General features: G+C 71.8%; 13 protein-coding genes. 8 read left to right on the top strand and 5 right to left on the bottom strand.

Annotation, left to right across the window (positions count from 1 at the left end; genetic code table 11):
- Positions 1-3: 3 nt before the first annotated feature.
- A complete protein-coding gene (ku, locus tag ACZYRU_RS07915) occupies positions 4-915 on the top strand; it encodes a non-homologous end joining protein Ku (protein WP_488956538.1) in 912 nt (303 codons plus the stop codon).
- Here ku and ACZYRU_RS07910 read toward each other — a convergent pair.
- Complete coding sequence (locus tag ACZYRU_RS07910) at positions 912-2,720, bottom strand: FHA domain-containing protein (protein WP_488956537.1); 1,809 nt, start codon at positions 2,718-2,720, stop codon at positions 912-914. The two genes, ku and ACZYRU_RS07910, sit on opposite strands and share 4 nt — an antisense overlap.
- A 5-nt stretch (positions 2,721-2,725) precedes the next feature.
- Positions 2,726-4,045 carry a protein kinase domain-containing protein gene (locus tag ACZYRU_RS07905; protein WP_488956536.1) on the bottom strand — a complete coding sequence of 440 codons (1,320 nt, stop codon included), beginning with the start codon at positions 4,043-4,045 and terminating at the stop codon, positions 2,726-2,728.
- A 106-nt stretch (positions 4,046-4,151) separates the two neighbouring features.
- Between ACZYRU_RS07905 and ACZYRU_RS07900 the strand changes: the two genes are divergently transcribed.
- Together ACZYRU_RS07900 and ACZYRU_RS07895 are read left to right on the top strand one after the other, a co-directional pair.
- Positions 4,152-4,853, top strand: a complete 702-nt coding sequence (locus ACZYRU_RS07900; protein WP_488956535.1) for a vWA domain-containing protein — start codon at positions 4,152-4,154, stop codon at positions 4,851-4,853.
- Entirely contained in the window at positions 4,850-5,740 is an 891-nt protein-coding gene (locus ACZYRU_RS07895) for a protein phosphatase 2C domain-containing protein (RefSeq protein WP_488956534.1), read from the top strand. The genes ACZYRU_RS07900 and ACZYRU_RS07895 overlap by 4 nt, the downstream gene beginning before the upstream one ends.
- Before the next feature lie 303 nt (positions 5,741-6,043).
- Here the strand turns inward: ACZYRU_RS07895 and ACZYRU_RS07890 are convergent, their stop codons facing one another.
- Both ACZYRU_RS07890 and ACZYRU_RS07885 read right to left on the bottom strand, forming a co-directional pair.
- Complete coding sequence (locus tag ACZYRU_RS07890) at positions 6,044-7,594, bottom strand: hypothetical protein (protein ID WP_488956533.1); 1,551 nt, start codon at positions 7,592-7,594, stop codon at positions 6,044-6,046.
- Positions 7,595-7,596: 2 nt separating this feature from the next.
- Positions 7,597-8,409 (bottom strand): protein kinase domain-containing protein, encoded by an 813-nt coding sequence (locus ACZYRU_RS07885; RefSeq protein WP_488956532.1) that lies wholly within the window; start codon positions 8,407-8,409, stop codon positions 7,597-7,599.
- Between the two features lie 151 nt (positions 8,410-8,560).
- Between ACZYRU_RS07885 and ACZYRU_RS07880 the strand changes: the two genes are divergently transcribed.
- Genes ACZYRU_RS07880 through ACZYRU_RS07865 form a run of 4 tightly spaced genes read left to right on the top strand, consistent with a single transcriptional unit; the run spans position 8,561 to position 13,167 of the window.
- The gene (locus ACZYRU_RS07880) at positions 8,561-10,177 is read left to right on the top strand and encodes a hypothetical protein (protein ID WP_488956531.1); all 1,617 of its coding nucleotides are present in this window, start codon (positions 8,561-8,563) and stop codon (positions 10,175-10,177) included.
- 37 nt (positions 10,178-10,214) lie between these two features.
- Complete coding sequence (locus tag ACZYRU_RS07875; RefSeq protein ID WP_488956530.1) at positions 10,215-10,649, top strand: hypothetical protein; 435 nt, start codon at positions 10,215-10,217, stop codon at positions 10,647-10,649.
- A 2-nt stretch (positions 10,650-10,651) separates the two neighbouring features.
- The gene (locus ACZYRU_RS07870; RefSeq protein ID WP_488956529.1) at positions 10,652-11,878 is read left to right on the top strand and encodes an FHA domain-containing protein; all 1,227 of its coding nucleotides are present in this window, start codon (positions 10,652-10,654) and stop codon (positions 11,876-11,878) included.
- 44 nt (positions 11,879-11,922) lie between these two features.
- Entirely contained in the window at positions 11,923-13,167 is a 1,245-nt protein-coding gene (locus ACZYRU_RS07865; RefSeq protein WP_488956528.1) for a Fic family protein, read from the top strand.
- Here the strand turns inward: ACZYRU_RS07865 and ACZYRU_RS07860 are convergent.
- Complete coding sequence (locus ACZYRU_RS07860) at positions 13,164-15,182, bottom strand: cation:proton antiporter (RefSeq protein WP_488956527.1); 2,019 nt, start codon at positions 15,180-15,182, stop codon at positions 13,164-13,166. The two genes, ACZYRU_RS07865 and ACZYRU_RS07860, sit on opposite strands and share 4 nt — an antisense overlap.
- 337 nt (positions 15,183-15,519) lie before the next feature.
- Between ACZYRU_RS07860 and ACZYRU_RS07855 the strand changes: the two genes are divergently transcribed.
- A complete protein-coding gene (locus ACZYRU_RS07855) occupies positions 15,520-16,905 on the top strand; it encodes a hypothetical protein (protein ID WP_488956526.1) in 1,386 nt (461 codons plus the stop codon).
- Positions 16,906-16,910 lie beyond the last annotated feature (5 nt).

The following is a 16,910-nucleotide window of genomic DNA, read 5'->3' as shown; positions in this document are numbered from 1 at the left end:
CCCATGCGTGCGATCTGGAAGGGGGCCGTGTCCTTCGGCCTCGTCAGTGTGCCGGTCAAGCTCTACAGCGCGACCGAGAGCCACGACGTCTCGTTCCGGCAGGTCCACGCGAAGGACGGCGGCCGGATCAAGTACCAGCGGGTGTGCTCGATCGACGGCGAGGAGGTGCCGTACTCCGACATCGCGAAGGGGTACGAGACCGAGGACGGCGAGATGGTCATCCTCACCGACGACGACATGGCCAACCTGCCGATGACCTCGTCGCGGGAGATCGCAGTCGAGAAGTTCGTGCCGAGCGACCAGATCGACCCGCTGCTGTTCGAGAAGTCCTACTACCTCGAGCCGGAGGGCACGGGCGCCAAGCCGTACGCCCTGCTCCGCCAGGCGCTGCTCGACGCCGACCGGATGGCGGTCGTGACCGTCGCGCTGCGGCAGCGGGTGACCACCGCGGTGCTGCGGGTGCGCGACGACGTGATCGTGCTGCAGACCATGATGTGGCCCGACGAGATCCGCAAGCCCGACTTCACCGTCGAGAGCGGCGAGGTCAAGGACGCCGAGGTCAAGATGGCCCACATGCTCGTCGAGACCCTGTCCGGCGACTTCGATCCCGACGAGTTCGAGGACGACTACGCCGACGCCGTTCAGGCCGTGGTCAAGGCCAAGATCGAGGGCGGCGAGGTGCAGCGCACCGAGACCTCGGCCAAGACCGGTGGCGAGGTGGTCGACCTGCTCGCCGCGCTGCAGCGCTCGGTCGAGGCGGCCAAGACGTCACGCGGCGAGGCCGAGGAGAAGCCCGCGGCGAAGGCCGCAGCAAAGAAGGCTCCCGCCAAGAAGACCCCTGCCAAGAAGACCGCTGCCAAGAAGGCTCCCGCGAAGAAGACGGCCGCCAAGAAGGCGGCGAAGAAGGCGAGCTAGTCGGTCTCGGCCTCGGCCTTCTTGATCAGGTCCTTCACCGCGTCGATGGACCGGATCCGGCCGCTGGTGACGGTGCTGCCCTCGTCGGCGAACAGCGAGGTCGGGATGCCGATCAGCTCGCCGTCGTCGTTGATGGCCATGCCGCCGGAGTTGCCGGGCGCGATCCGGGCGTCGGTGTCGAGCTCGGAGCGCGGCCCCAGGTCGGGGTCGTCGAGGACGGTGGAGATGACGCCGGTGGTGACGGTGATCGACCTGCCGTCACCCGCGACGGCCGGGAAGCCCAGCACCTTGACGCTGTCACCGGCCCGCAGGTCTCCTGAGCTGCCGATCGGGACGGTCGGGAGGTCGAGCTTGCCGTCGAGCGGCTTGCCGTCGGCCTGGGCGTAGATCTGCACGACGGCGGCGTCCAGGTGGCCGTCTGCCTCGACGACCCGGGCGCGGTAGGCGGCCGGAGCGTTGGTGTCGGTCATGCCGTCGGTCAGCGAGATGAGCAGGTAGTCGGGGTTGGCGATACGCACCTCGTCGCCGTACTTCTCCGCGAGGCCGGGCGCCTCGGGCTCGGCGACGTGCGCGTTGGTGAGGATCAGGCCGTCGGAGCGGATGATCGAGCCGGAGCCGTGATACGTGCCCGTGTTCGACGGGTCGTCGAGGCTGTGGCTCTCGGCGGTGATCTTGACCGTGGCGGCCTTCGCCGCCTCCAGCACGTCGGTGCCGCCACCGCCCGGCCCGGCCGGCTCGTCGCGGCCCACCAGGAAGGCCACCCCGATGGCCCCGGCGACCAGCACCAGCGCTGCGGTGATGCTGCCGATGATGGCGAGCCGCTTGCCGAGCCGGCGCCGGGCGATCCGCCGCTCCTCCTCGGCGGCCGACAGGATCGGCACGAGGGTGAGCTCGGGGCCGGCGACCGGGTGCCCGAGGCGCAGCCCGAGCCGCTCGTCGAAGCGGGTCGTGGTGACCCGGCGCCCGTCGTGGAAGGTGCCCTCGTTGGAGAGGTTCGTGTAGGTCCAGCCGCCCGGGACGGGATCGATCCGGCCGTGCAACCGCGAGCAGGCCGGGTCGCCGATGACCACGGTGCAGTCGCTGCGCCGGCCGACGGTGATCGCCGTCGGGTGCCGGAAGCGGTGTTCGCGGCCCTCGGCCACCAGGAGCAGGTCGGGGCCGGTGCGCGGCGCGGGTCCGGCTCCGGGCGGGCCCGACGGGCGTGGCATGGCGAGGATCTGGGTGGCGTCGTTCCCGGAGATCGCCGCCGGCAGGCCGGGCGCGGCGGCCGGGCGGGCGCCGGGAGCGGGCACCGACGGCACCGGCGCACCCGCCGGCGGCGCCCAGGGGGACGGGGTGCCCATCGGCGGCGTGGCGGGGGGCGGCGTCGACGGGGGCATCGCAGGGGGTGGCGTCACGGGGAACGGCGGCCGGGTCGCCTCGTCGACGACGTACGACGGCGCAGCGGGCCCCGCCGGCTCGGCCGGCGGAGGAGCAGGCGCGACCGGGGTCGCGGCGACGACGTCGTACTCCTCGGCGGGGACGACCGCCAGGGTGGAGCCGGGGGCCGGCGGACCGCACCGGACGGTGATCCGCCGCTCGACGGGGTACTCGGTGACCCGCTCGTCGTCGACGTACGTGCCGAACTGGCTGCCGTTGTCGACGAGCACCCAGCCGTAGTCGGTCACCTGGAGCTCGGCGTGCTGGCGGGAGACCGAGCCGGCGGTGAGCACGACGTCGGCCTCGATGGCACGCCCGATCCGGTAGACCTGCTTGCCCTCGAGGCGCAGGACCCGGCCGTCGACCTCGACGACGAGTGCGGACACGACGCTCACCCCTGCCCGTCGGGCGCCGGCCGGCGTACCTGCACCGTGGCGTTGCGGATCTGGATCCGGGCCCCGGACACCAGCTCGATCGTGCGGTCCGGCTCGAGCAGGAAGTTCTGGCCGCCCGGGTAGGCGACCGGCCAGGAGAAGTCGGAGGCGTTGTGCAGGCCCCAGCGGTCGCGGGCGTCGGGGTGCTGGCGGACCTGGCCGAGCACCTGCGGGTGGTCGACGCCGGAGGTCAGGTGGTCCGAACGGATCGTGGTCTGCGGACCGACGGCGACGGTGCGGCGCCCGACGTCGAGCAGGTACGGCGGGCGGACCTGGGTGCCGTCCTGCCAGCAGGTCACACTGTCCTCGCCGGGGCTCCAGAAGTTGGTCGTGCCGCAGGTCGGGCACGCGAGCATCCCGTCGCGCAGCCGGTCGAGCGCCTTGATCCACTGGCCCTCGGTGACCCGGGCGCCGGGGTTCTCCATGCCGTCGACGAACGCCTGGACGAACAGGTCGCGCAGGAACTGCGGGTAGATGTTCCAGTACTGCTGCACGATCTGCGCCGGCCGGTTGTCGGCGTGGGTGGGGTGCATGCAGAACAGCGGCTCGGTGCCGAAGTGGGTCATCAGCCAGTGCGCGTCACGCATGCCGGCGTCCGTGCGCGCACCCTCGAGCGGGTGGCCGAGGAAGAGGGAGTAGAAGAGCAGCACGGCCAGCGAGTGCCGGTCGGTGTCGGTGTTGGGCAGGGTGCGGTACGTCGTGTCGCGGACCACCTCGGGCGCCATGAAGTACGGCGTCCCGAGCACCCGGCCGGTGCCGTTGTCGATGCCGACGTTGTCGTTGTCGCATATCAGCACGTCGCCGTTGCCGGGGTCGAAGAAGACGTTGCCGAAGGAGATGTCGCGGTAGCACAGGCCGCGTGCGTGCAGCCGCAGGAAGCTGTAGCTGAGCTGGCGGCACAGCTCGATGATCGAGGCGAAGGAGACGTCGAGCGGCTTGCCGTCCCGGTCGGCGTTGAGCAGCAGGTAGCTCAGCTCGAGGTAGCGCGGGTGCCGCAGGTGCATGACGTAGCCGAAGCTCGGCTCGGTGCCGACCCGCGCCATGCTGAGCGGCCACAGGAACCGCTGGTGCGGGGAGCCGATCTCGACGAGCTGCTGCATCTCGTCGTACTGCTGGGCGGTGGCGCTCTCGGGCTTGTACCACTTGAGCGCCAGCGGCTCGCCGGAGTCGCGGCGCACCTCGAACACGTAGCCCTGGCCGCCCTGGCCGAGCAGCGACGTCACCCGGGCGCGCCCCAACGGCCCGAGGTCGACCTCGACGCCTTCTGCCAGCACCATGGGTGTGACCGACCTCCGTTATCGCGTTCCCTGACCCGTGACAGGCTATAACCTCGACAGAACGGGGCGAGTTGAAACCCAACGCCCTGGTGGAAGGAGGCCTGCGATGAGTGACCGGCTAGGCGGCGCCCTGGCGCGCAAGCCGCTGCACTTCATCTTCGTGCTCGACGTGTCGGGCTCGATGCTGCGCGGCGGCCGCATCCAGGCGCTCAACAACGCGATCACCGAGGTCCTGCCCCACCTGAAGGACGAGGCGCGGGCCAATCCGCACGCCGAGATGCTGGTCCGGGTGCTGGCGTTCGCCAACGAGCCGCAGTGGATCATCGAGGACCCGACCCCGGTCGACCAGATCCACTGGAAGCGGCTGGAGGCGGTGCCGCGCGGGTTCACCGAGCTCGGCAGCGCGCTGCAGACCCTCGCCGGCGCGCTCGACCACCTCGACGAGTCCAACAGCGCGTTCCCGCCCGCGATCATCCTGGTCTCCGACGGCCGGCCCACCCAGAGCAGCGGCGTGACCTTCGCCGAGGGCCTGCAGGCACTGCTCAACAACCGGTGGGGGGCGACCGCCGTACGGCTGGCGCTCGGCGTGGGCCGTGACGCCGACATGCACTCCCTGCGCCGCTTCATCGGCGACGAGGACGTGCCGCTGCTGCGCGCGGACAACCCCGAGCAGCTCGTCGAGTACATCGTCTGGGCCTCGAAGGCGGCCAGCAAGGTCGCCTCGCGGCCCGTCGTCGGTCCCGGCTCCGGCGTGACCGCGGTTCCGCCCAGCCCGATCGGCGACCCGATCTGGAGCACCCTGGGATGACCGACCGGCCGGACGCCGATCCGGTGTGGACCACCCTGTCGGGTACGACGATCGGCTCGGTCCACGTCCGCGACCAGCTGCCGATCCAGGACGCGGTCCTCACCTGGAGCGACCAGACGCTGGGGCACGCGGTGATCGCCGTCGCCGACGGGCACGGGCACAAGTTCCACTTCCGCAGCGACACCGGCGCGGCGCTGGCGGTCGTCAGCGCGGTCGAGGAGCTGCGCCGGATCGTGCCCGAGCTGACCGCGGCCGACGAGACCGCCCGCGACCTGGTGTCGAAGGCCGGCGCCGCCATCGTGGACACCTGGACGGCGAAGGTCCGGCACCACCTCGAGGCGAACCCCTACTCCCCCGCCGAGGACGAGCTCGGCGCCTCCGCCGACCCGCTGCGGGCCTATGGCTCGACCATCCTGGCCACCGCGGCGGCCGGCGACGTGATGGTGTTCCTGCAGATCGGCGACGGCGACTCGGTCCTGGTGTCCAGCGACGGCACCGCGACGCGGCCGCTGCCCGAGGACCCCGACCTCGACGGCCTGCACACCAGCTCCCTGTGCCAGCCGCGCCCGCTCGACGCGCTGCGCGTCGGAGTGGTCGACACCGCGGCCGACCGGGCGGCCCTGGTGTTCCTGTGCACCGACGGCTTCGGCCGCTCCCGGGTCGACTCCCAGGGCTGGTGGCGCCAGACCGGCGAGCAGCTGTTGGAGTTCGCCCGGGCCCGGGGCCTGGGCTGGGTGCGCGAGCAGCTCCCCGAGTGGCTGGCCGAGCCCGCGCTCATCGGCGGCGACGACACCACGATGGCGTTGCTGGTCCGCAACGACGTGGCCGGGATCGACCGACCGGACCTCGCCGACACCGTCCCGGTGCCGGAGGCCGCCGACGGCTGAGCCTGCGAAGCCGTCGGCAGCGGCCGAAGGTCGAGGAGCGCCGGCGAGCTCGCGCCGCGGAGCAAGCGAGGTCGTGGCGCGTCACGAGACCAGCTGACGTGCTGCCGGAACTGTGCCATGACAGTGCCGGACGCACAGCAAGCGGTCTCGTGACGGTCGCTGCGCGACCTCCTCGACCACCGGGGACGCTGCGCGACCTCCTCGACCACCGGGGACGCTGCGCGACCTCCTCGACCACCGGGGACGCTGCGCGACCTCCTCGACCACCGGGGACGCTGCGCGACCTCCTCGACCTCCGGAACGTCAGTTGTCGGAGGGCCACCACTTCTCGAGGCCGTCGAGGTCGCCGTCGAAGTTCCGGGCGACGCCGTAGCAGTAGCAGTCGTCGGCGTTCCAGTCCCAGTAGATCGTCGCGGTGTCACCGGAGCTGTCGAGGTAGGCGTAGTAGCCGCCCTCGGTGGGACCTTCGCCGAAGCGCCAGGTGCCACCGCCGCCCTGGGTGCCTGCCTCGTCGTACTGCTTCTTGTAGTACTTGCGGTCGGCCTTCATCGCCTTGCGCGTGGAGTAGCGGCCGACGCTGACGATGATGCCGGTGTCGTCGGTCTCGCAGCTGCTCTCCTCGGTCTCCCCGGTGAAGAAGGTGCGCTCGCGGGTGCACTTGGCGACGTCCATGTTGATCTTGATGAACTCGATCAGCTTGGGGTGGGCCGGTGCGGTCGGCTCGGTGACACGGGGCGAGGTGCTGGTGAAGCTGGCGACGACCGCGTCGATGGTGGCCGTGCCCTGGCCCTCGAGGAGCGCGGACTGCTTGGCGCCCTGGCTGTCCCAGTACACGACCGCCGGGTCGGTGGTGCCGCCCCGCTCGGGGTCGTACTCGTAGAGGGCCGTCGCGCCGTTGTCGGCGCTCATCGTGCCGGCGCGGTAGTCGAAGCGGGCCGTGCGGGCAGCGGTGAACGCGTCATCGTCGTCGTACGTGACCAGGCGCAGGGTGCCGGTGCTGACCGTGCACTGCACCACCTCGCTCTCCCCGTCCCCCGGCTTGCCGGCCTTGCAGTCGGTGGCGCCGGCCGAGATCGTGCTGGCCAGCGTGCCGTAGCGCTCGTCGAGGGACGCCGGGTCGATCTTGACCGCGGGCTCCTTCGGGCCGCTGGACTCGGGCGTTCGCGGACCGGGGTCGTCACCGCCTCCCGACAGGGCGACGGCAGCGGCGACACCGCCACCGACCACGACGACACCCGCCACGGCGGCCGCGACCCAGATGCCGGCACCGCGCTTCCTCGTCGGCGGGGTCGTGAAGCCGGCGGGTGGGGCGTAGCCGCCGGGAGCCGGGGAGTACGACGCCGGCGCGGCGTACGGGTTGGGCGCGGAGGTCGGGACGGCGGTCGGGGTGACGGTGGGCTGCGGGGGTGCGGGCGGTGCCGGCGGCCAGGCGGTGGGCGGCGGTGACTGGTACGGCGGCCCGGCGGGCGCCGCGGTCGGGGGCGGCAGCTGGCCACTGGCCGGGCGGCTGGACCGGTAGCGCAGCACGACGGCGGCGGGGACCGTGCCGACGGCGTACCCGAGCACGGCTGCCGCCCAGCTCGACGCGGCCTGGTCGTCGCCGCCGCGGTCGCGGGCCAGGCGCAGCCCGGCCTCCTCGACGGCACGGGCCGGGTCGGCGCCACCCTCGATCATCTCGCCGAGCGGGTTGAGCACGCCGAAGCGCACGGCGTCGACGAGCAGGTTGATGTCACCGGTCGTCGCCTGGTCCTCGGCCAGGACGTCGTCGAGGACGCCCCGGAAGCCTGCGGCGTCGTCGAGGATCCCGCGGCCGTGCTCGGCCACCAGCTCGCGCAGGACGTCGTGGAGCTCCATCGTCAGACCGCCGACCCCAGGTCAGCGGCGAGCCCGGCGATGCGGTCGGCGACCTCCGCGGCGGTGCGTGGGCGGGCGGCGACGTCGGTGGCGAGGCAGGCCTCGACGAGCTCCCGAGCGGCCGACGGCAGGTCGGGCGACAGGCTGGGCTGGGAGGCCAGGATGGAGCGCACCAGCAGGAGCGGCTCGGTGTCGCGCAGCTCGCCGTAGACACCGGCGCCGGTGATCGCGAAGTGCAGGGTCGCGCCCAGCGACCAGATGTCGCTGGCCCGCGACGCCTGCGCGCCGAGCATGATGGCGGGGTCGGTGAACTCCAGGCCGATCTGCCCGAGCCCGGTCGTCACCATGCCCGGCGACAGCAGCTGGGACAGCCCGAGATCGGCGAGGCGGCCGCCGTCCTCGGCGAGCAGCACGTTGGCCGGCTTGATGTCGCGGTGCGCGATCCCGCGCTCGTGGAGGGCGTGCGCTGCCAGGGCGGCGTCGCGGACGGCGGCCACGCGCTGTCCGGTGCCGATCTCGACCTGAGGCCGCTCGAGGGAGCCGAGCGGCAGGAACTCCATCGCGTAGTAGAACGCGCCGCCCTGCCGGCCGGCGTCGTAGACCGCGACCAGCCGGTCGGAGTCGGCGACGCTGAAGTGCTTGAGCTCGCGGGTCGCGCGGCGGAAGGCGTCGTCGGAGGTGGGGCCGGCGATCACCTTGACCACCACCTCGCCGGCCGGGATGCCCAGCCGGGCCGGGGCCGTCGCGAGGTAGTTGGTGCCGTAGTTCGACTCGCCCAGCGGGCGCACGAACTCGTAGTCAGCGATTCCCTGCACGCGGATCCTCCAGCGCCTCGTCGTCCAGCCGGTGCATCGGCCGAGGTCCAGCATGTCACGCCGAGCCTGCGGGGAGCAGCGATTCCCCCGGCGCAGGAAGGGCAAACCGGTGTAGCGTTCCGGACGCCGTCAACGACCCCAGGAGGCACCGTTGATCGACCCCACCGCGGCATCCGTGGTCCCGACCACCGATCCCTCGACGTACCTGCCCGCCCAGCCGATCTCGGGCGACCTGAACGACCAGCTGCTGCAGACCGACTTCTGGACCGACGACATGGTCGCGGCGGCCGGGATCCCGATCGTGGACGTCCCGTTCGTCACGATCGGCGGCGGCATCGGAAGCTTCGTGACCGTCGACTACCTGCGCATCGCGGGCGTGCCGACCTCGCAGATGCGCGTGCTCAGCACGCTCGACTTCCCGTGGCAGACCTACGAGTACCTCACCCGGGTCTCGCAGGTCCCCCGACCCGAGCGGATCCGCTCCGACTCCGCGTCGCGGCCCGACAACATCTGGGGCTTCCCGTCGTACGGCTTCGCCGAGGGCGTGCGGCACTTCAACCTCAAGGTGCTCTGGCAGCTCTTCAGCGAGCCGATCTTCGAGGACTACTACACGCCCAAGGCCGGCAACGTGTTCGAGCAGCTCGAGCGCGAGGCCAAGCGGATCTCGTACGACGAGATGCTGGTCAAGGGTCTGGTCCGCATCGTCCGGCGTCGGTACGGCGGCGGGTACTTCACGATCCTGACCCCGCCCGAGGGCGCCTCGGCCACCAAGCGGGTCGCCTTCCGCTCGCAGTACGTGCACCTCGCGGTCGGCTACCCGGGCCTGAAGTTCCTGCCGGAGCTGCAGCGCTACCGCACCGAGAACAACGACTACCGGCACATCGTCAACGCCTACGAGGCCCACGAGCACGTCTACGAGCGGCTGGTGCAGACACCGTCGACGGTCCTGGTGCGCGGCGGCGGCATCGTGGCCTCGCGCATCCTGCAGCGGTTGATGGACGACCGCGAGAAGCACGGCGCCCAGACGAAGATCGTGCACCTGTTCCGCACCTACATCCACGGCACCAACGACGGCTACGGCAACGAGGAGGACCAGCGCCCCGGCGGTGGTCGGACCCGGGTCACGATGCGCCGGCGCGGCAGCGACGGGTGGGCCTACCAAGGCTTCAACTACCCGAAGTCGGTGTGGGGCGGCCAGCTCAAGGCGCAGGTGCGCAACCTCGAGGGCGAGCAGCGCGCCGAGCTCTACAAGCGGATGGGCGGCACCAACACGCCGTACCGCAAGAGCTGGCAACGACAGATGAAGCAGGGCCGCCGCGAGGGCTGGTACAGCTGCGTGGTCGGCACCGTCGACGAGATGCAGCCGAGCGGCGAGCGGATCCTCAACCAGGTCCGCACCGCGCAGGGCGTCGTACCGGTGGAGGTCGACTTCGTCATCGACTGCACCGGTCTCGAGGCGGACATCGCCGAGCACCGGCTGCTCAAGGACCTGCTCGACCACGGCGGCGCCAGCCGCAACCCGGTCGGCCGGCTCAACGTCGACCGGAACTTCGAGCTGATGGGCACCGCGTCCGGCGGCGGCGTGATGTACGCGTCCGGCGCCACCACGCTCGGCGGCTACTTCCCGGGCGTCGACACCTTCCTGGGCCTGCAGGTCGCGGCGCAGGAGATCTACGGCGACCTCAACAAGCGCGGGTTCTGCAAGCGGATCGGGCCGGTGCGATCGACCCTGCAGTGGTGGAAGTGGCTCGCCGGGAGCGCCCCGTGAGCCGGCTCGTCGCGACGACCCCAGGAGTGAGTGCCTGATGCTGCCCACCCTCAACGGCCGGCTCCAGACCCGGATCTTCATGCTCGTCGTCTTCGGCGGGCTGATCACGCTGGTGCTGACACCGATCCTGCCGGGCGACCCGGACTACCGCACGACGTACCTCATCCTCGCGGCGGTGCTCGTGCTCGGCGTGCTCTGGGAGCTCGTCTACCACGCGATCCAACAGCTGCGGTGGGAGAAGGACTGGCCCACCATGTTCGGCCTGATCACGGCGCTCAACGAGGGCGCGCTGGTCTGGCTGCTGCTCGACCTCGAGCTCGTGCCCGGCATCGACTACCCGTACGACGGGGTGCCGTTCTGGGCGTTCTTCATCGACTTCTCGGTGATCTGGCTGGTCATCTGGATCTGGACCAACGGCCCGATGCGGGTCCCGTTCATCCGGTGGCGCTTCTTCGGTGGAAGGATCATTTGACGATGACGCACACCTCGGCAGACGACTGGACCGCGGCGACGGTGGTGCCCGGTCCCGGCGGCGGCACCCTGGCCCGGTTCGGGCCGGTCGTGCTCCTCGTCGGGTCCGACGACCCGGAGGTCGTGCGGCCCTACCTCGAGCACGCGGAGATGGTGGCGGCCAACGGCGGTCAGGGCCGCCAGCTCGTCCGTGGGTTCGCGCTGATGCTGTCGACCTCGGTCGAGTCGTCCCCCGGCTTCGCCGCGATCGCCCCGCACACCACCGGTCTCGCGGTCTTCGTCGACGGCGACGTGGTCGTGAGCGTCGACGGCGAGGAGATCAGCGGCGCGCAGTCGCTGGCCTGGGTGGAGCGGCTGATCCCGTGGCCGGTCGGCTCCGTGTCGGCGTCCCTCCCGGGTGCTGCCGCACCGGCCGAGGGGTCGTCGTACCGGCTCGATGGTGGGGTCGTGCCGGCCGGGGGCTTCCTGGTGCCTGCTGTCGGCGGTACGCCGGCCGAGCCGGTCCTGCGCCCGTCGACCCAGGTCCGGGCGCCCGTCGTCGAGCCGGTCGTCGAGCCCGTCGTCGAGCCGGTCGTCGAGGCCCCGCCCGTCGTGGCGCCGGTGGCCGGCCGCCCGCTGCCGCCGACCCCGGCCGACGAGCACGTGAGCTTCCAGTCCGTGCTGATGAGCGAGGTCGACGACGACATCGACGACTTCGAGCCGCTGCCGATCGTCGAGGACGCGGCCCAGGTCCACGACGACCACGCCCACGAGCAGGTGCGCGGCGTCTACTGCAAGAACCAGCACTTCAATGACCCGCGGGTGCTGTTCTGCGGGATCTGCGGGATCAACATGGTCCAGCAGACGCCGGTGCTCGTGAACGGGCCACGCCCGCCGCTCGGCGTGATCGTGCTCGACGACGGTGCGGTGTTCCAGCTGGACACGCCGTACCTGCTGGGTCGCGACCCCGCGCCGGACGAGAGGATCGTCGCCGGCGAGTTCCGGCCGCTGCCGATCATCGACCAGTCCAACCAGGTCTCGCGGGTGCACGCCCGGCTCGAGCTGCACGGCTGGGACGTCGTGCTGGTCGACAACAACTCGACCAACGGCACCTACGTGCACCTGCCCAAGACCCCCGACTGGGTGCGGATGCCGCCCGGCAGCGAGCAGGTCCTGGTGCAGGGCACCCGGGTCCGGATCGGGCACCGCACGCTGGCGTTCAACACCCACGCGGGCAACGCCACCGGCTGAGCGTTACACCACTTTGTGAAGACAAAGTGGTGTAACGTGGAGGGATGAGCCAGCAACGCGGCGGCGTGCAGGCCGGGTTCGTGGTCGGCCGGGAGCAGCATCCCTGGGACCGCGAGCCGGACCTGCCTGCGTCGCGACGCCAGCGGCTCTCGGCCCGCGGACCGTACGAGGCGGTCGTCCCCGCCACCATCGCCGGGGTCGCCGTGCAGGTCGACGCCGCGCTCCAGGCGGAGGCCGAGGACGCCGTCCGCGAGATCACCCGCTTCGACGCCGAGGTCACCGCGCTCGCCGAGCGCCGCGCGGTCCTCGACGGCGCGGAACCGGTCGCGGAGATCGCCCCGCTGGCCTCGGTGCTGCTGCGCACCGAGTCCGCCTCGTCGTCCGAGATCGAGGGCGTCACCGCCGGTGCCCGGGCACTGGCCCTGGCCGCCATCGACGCGAAGGCCGGGCCGAACGCCCAGCTGGTCACCGCCAACGTCAGCGCCCTGCGGCGGGCCGTCGAGCTGGCCGACGCGATCGACGTCGAGGCGATCCTCGCGGCACACGAGGCGCTGCTGGGCCCGCACGCGTACGCCGCGCCCGGGCAGCTGCGCGAGCAGCAGGTGTGGATCGGCAGCAACGCGCTGAGCCCGCACACCGCGTCCTTCGTCCCGCCGCACCCCGCGCGGGTCCGCGCGGCGCTCGACGACCTCATCACCTTCGTGCACCGGGCCGACCTGCCTGTCCTGGTCCAGGTCGCGATCGCCCATGCGCAGTTCGAGACGATCCACCCGTTCAACGACGGAAACGGGCGCACGGGGCGCACCCTGGTCCATGCGATGCTGCGCCACGCCGGCGTCACCCGAACCCTGACGGTGCCGGTCTCCGCAGGACTCCTGACCGACACGTCCGCCTACTTCGAAGCGCTGACCGACTATCGCCGAGGGATCGTCGACACGATCATCCGTCAGTTCGTCGACGCCTCGTTCCGCGCCATCGGAAACGGACGCCGGCTGATCGACGACCTCGAGGAGGTCCACCAGCGCTGGAGCGACCGGCTCCCCTCGCGCCGCGGATCGGCGGCGCGGCGTCTGCTCCCCCACCTGCTGAGCCAGCCCGCCGTCAACGTCGCGTACATCGAGGGCGCCACCGGTGTCGCCCTGTCGGCCGCCCAGCGGGCGGTCGAGCAGCTGGAGGGCGCCGGCATCCTGGTCCGCGCCGGCGGCGGCCAGCGCAACCGGGTCTGGGTCGCCGCCGAGGTGATCGACGCGCTCGACGCCTTCGCCGAGCGCGTCGGGAGACGGTCCTAGACCGTCGCCTCGGCGGCAAGCGGCACGACCGCGAAGTCGACAGGGGCCGCATCGAGCTCCGCGCGCACCCGCACGGCAGCGGTGCCGGCGTCGAGTGCCCCCACGACCACGGGTACGGCGGCCAGCGGGCCCGCATCGGCAGCCGGGTCGGCGAACCGGATGCCGCGGGCCTCCAGTGCCGCCTGGGCAGCTGCCAGGCGGCGGCCGCCGTCGCCGCGGAACGCGAGCGTGGTGCCACGGGCGAGTGCGAGCCGGGCGCCGTGGACGACGGCGGCCTCGCCGTTGCTGCCGGCAGTCCAGTCGACGACCACGGGGGCGTCGGGGTCGGGGGTCGTCGTACCGCTGGCGACGACGACGACGGGCGACTCGTTGGCGGCGGCGACCGCGGCGAGCGACGGGTCGTCGGACCAGGCGACCAGGCCCTGTGGGGCCAGGGCGCCGACCAGCTCGACCAGGTCCTGCTCGACGTCGGCGCTCGGGTGGGCGATCACGCGGACGGGGACGCCGAGCTCCTCGCTGCGGTGCACGAGCGCCTGCTGGCGCTCCATGGCCGCGGCCATCTCGGCGAGCTCGAGCGACAGTCCGCTGCCGACCTCGAGCGGGCGGCCCTGCGGGGTGAGGTCGGCGAGCACGATCTCCGCGGGACGGGCACCGGCCAGGGCGACCACCGCCAGCTCGACGGGCAGCCGGTTGTCCTGGCCGTCGCGGGCCAGGACGAGGATCCGGTCCACTGCCTCCGCGCCGAGCGCGGCACGCTCGGCCTCGGCGATGTCACGGGCGACCCGGCGCTGCGGGTAGACGAAGCCCAGCAGCGGGCCGGTCATCACCGTCGTGACCAGGGCCATCACCACCATCATGGTGAACAGCTCCTGGCTGAGCAGGCCCTTCTCCAGTCCGACGTTGAGGATGATCAGCTCGGTCAGGCCACGGGTGTTCATCAGCAGGCCCAGCGCGCTGGCCTGCCAGTGCGGGACCTTCTGGAGCCGCGCACCGACGTACGCGCCGACGTACTTGCCGACGATGGCCACGGCGAGGATGCCCAGCATCGGGACGACGTGCTCGGGCCCGAGACCGCGGATGTCGACCTTGAGGCCGGAGAGCAGGAAGAAGACGGGCAGCAGCAGGAGCACGGAGATCTGCTCGAGGCGGACCAGGATCTCGTGGCGCAGGGCGGCGGCGTTCTCGTGCGGGAGGATCGCGCCGAACAGGAAGGCGCCGAAGATGTAGTGGATGCCGAGCACCTCGGTGGTGGCCGAGAAGAGCAGCATGCCGACCAGCACCACCGACAGGATGGTCGGCGTGAGCTCGCCGGCCCTCTGGTACGCCGTGGTCAGCCGGCCCAGGGCCGGGCGGACCACGAGCACGGCGGCGAGGACGAACGGGATCGCCAGGTAGATCGCCCAGTGCGGCAGGTGGCTGTGCTCCCCCTCGACACCCGCGATCGCGAGCACGACCGCCAGCAGCGTCCACGCGATGATGTCGTCGGTCGCCGCGCAGGCGAGCGCCAGGCCACCGGTCTCGGTGCGGTGCATCCGCCGGTCGGTGAGGATCCGCGCGAGGACCGGGAACGCGGTGATCGACATCGCGGCACCCATGAACAGGGCGAACGGCCAGAACTCCGCGTCGGCGGGCTTCAGCGACTCGGTGGCGCGGCTGCTGACGAACAGGTGGGCCAGCCCGATGCCGAGGGCGAAGGGCAGCGCGATCGAGGTCAGGGACACCGACACGGCGACCTTCTCGCGCCCACGGACCAGCGACAGGTCGAGCTCGAGACCGACGACGAACATGAACAGCACCAGGCCGACCCGGGCGAGCACGTCGAGGAACCCGCGCTGGTCGACCGGGAACAGGTCCTGGCTGAGCTGCATGCCGAGCAGGCTCGGCCCCAGCAGGACGCCGGCGCCGATCTCGCCGACGACCGGCGGGATGCCGATCCGGGCGACGGCGGCCCCCGCGAGGCGGGCGACGACGATGATCAGCGCCAGGAGGGCGAGGAGGACCGCGAAGTCGAGCACCATCGCAGCCTATTGCGTTTGGTGAGGCGGCGGTTGAGATGCAGGGGACTCGGCCCGCCGGCGATTGAAGTGCGGGGAGCGCCGCCGACGCGCCTCGAACCTGCTGGTCCTTGTGCTGGATGTTCGTGGGCTGCAGTCGGGGCGCCGGCACAGTTCCGAAAGGCAGCGACGAGGGGGGTCGGGAGGTGGCTGGGTTCCGCGGTCGGCCCACGGTCCCGGCCCGCGGGTGGTTGAGGTACAGGGAGCGCCGCTGAGGCGCTCGAAAACCCGCTAGAAACAAGGAGAAGGTCCCCATTCCACACTTGTGACTCGAACACCTGTTCGATAGAATCAGGTCATGATCTCGGACCTCTCGGACGCCACGCCGGAGCAGCTGCTCCACGCGGCCGAGGACCGCGTCCGACTCGCCCGCCAGGTCGAGGTCGACAAGCTCGAGCTCCTGCTCGCCTGGGCCGACCTCCACTCGGGTGACCCGCAGACCGAGCCCGACGCCGTGCCCGTTCGGTTCGGCGGTCCACGGCTGATCAGCCTCGGCGGCGACGGCACTCCGGAGGTGGTCGACCTCGCGCTGGTCGAGATCGCCATCGCCCGCCACGAGAACGTCCTGGCCACCCGCAGTGCACTGGCGGATGCGTTGGACCTGCGCCACCGGCTGCCGCAGGTCTGGGCCGGTGTGAAGGGCGGGCGCTGCGAGGTCTGGGTGGTGCGAAAGGTCGCGCGGATGTCCCGCAAGCTCGACCGCCACCAGGTCCGGATCGTCGACGCCGCGGTCGCCGCCGCACTGGACGAGGCACCCTCGCGGATCCTCACCATCGCGGAAGCCAAGGTGATCGAGGCCGACCCCGCCGCCCACCAGGAGCGGATCCAGGACAACCAGAAGGGCAAGGGTGTCTGGTACCCCCAACCCCGCCCCGGCTCGCAGGTCGACGACACCGACAACACCGCCGGCCTCGGCACGGTCTTCGCCCGCATCGACGAAGCAGACGCGCTCGCCCACGCCCGGATGGTCGACGACCTCGCCACCGCCCTCGCCGAGCACGCCGACGTTCCCGACGGCGCAGAACCGCTCGGGATGGACCACTGGCGCGCCGAGGCCTTCGCCATGCTCGCCGACCCGGCCGCGGTCCTCGCGTTCCTCCGCGGCATCGAGGCCGAATCCACCAGCGCGCCGGCTGCCGAGATCGTCGTCCACGTCGCCCAGAAGGCCGACGGCACCCTCGGCCCGCTCGCCCGCGTCGAGAACCTCGGACCCCGACTCCTCGACCAGGTCCGCGACCTCCTCCGCCGCCACGCCAACATCACCCTCACTCCGGTGATCGACCTCCACACCGGCCGCTCGGTCAACGGCTACGAACACCCCACCGACGTCAAACGCCGCACCGAGCTCAGGACGATCGGCGACGTGTTCCCCCACGCCACCCGCCTCTTCACACGAAACGGTCGAGCGCCCGACCACGACCACACCACGCCGTACGACCGGCACGGCCCACCCGGCCAGACCGGCGACCACAACGACACCCCGCTGAGCCGGCACCATCACCGCGCCAAGACCCACGTCCGCGGTTACACCGTCCTGCAGCTCGGACCCGACCGCTGGGTCTGGGGCACACCCCACGGCCTCTACCGCCTCGTCACCACCACCGGCACCACCACCATCACCCGAACCGAGTACCACCTGCACGCCGAGCAGGCCCTCGTCCTCGCAGGCGACTACGCCGCCTGAGAGCA

The organism is Nocardioides sp. F233, from assembly GCF_057813895.1.
Note: the sequence above shows the minus strand (reverse complement) of the source record. Positions and strands in the feature narration are given on the sequence as shown.

Coding starts and splice junctions, on each gene's coding strand:
- ACZYRU_RS07905 (WP_488956536.1), bottom strand. CDS start 4,045: ATGGTGCTGGCAGAAGGCGTCGAGGTCGACCTCGGGCCGTTGGGGCGC.
- ACZYRU_RS07895 (WP_488956534.1), top strand. CDS start 4,850: ATGACCGACCGGCCGGACGCCGATCCGGTGTGGACCACCCTGTCGGGT.
- ACZYRU_RS07890 (WP_488956533.1), bottom strand. CDS start 7,594: ATGGAGCTCCACGACGTCCTGCGCGAGCTGGTGGCCGAGCACGGCCGC.
- ACZYRU_RS07875 (WP_488956530.1), top strand. CDS start 10,215: ATGCTGCCCACCCTCAACGGCCGGCTCCAGACCCGGATCTTCATGCTC.
- ACZYRU_RS07865 (WP_488956528.1), top strand. CDS start 11,923: ATGAGCCAGCAACGCGGCGGCGTGCAGGCCGGGTTCGTGGTCGGCCGG.
- ACZYRU_RS07870 (WP_488956529.1), top strand. CDS start 10,652: ATGACGCACACCTCGGCAGACGACTGGACCGCGGCGACGGTGGTGCCC.
- ACZYRU_RS07855 (WP_488956526.1), top strand. CDS start 15,520: ATGATCTCGGACCTCTCGGACGCCACGCCGGAGCAGCTGCTCCACGCG.
- ACZYRU_RS07900 (WP_488956535.1), top strand. CDS start 4,152: ATGAGTGACCGGCTAGGCGGCGCCCTGGCGCGCAAGCCGCTGCACTTC.
- ku (WP_488956538.1), top strand. CDS start 4: ATGCGTGCGATCTGGAAGGGGGCCGTGTCCTTCGGCCTCGTCAGTGTG.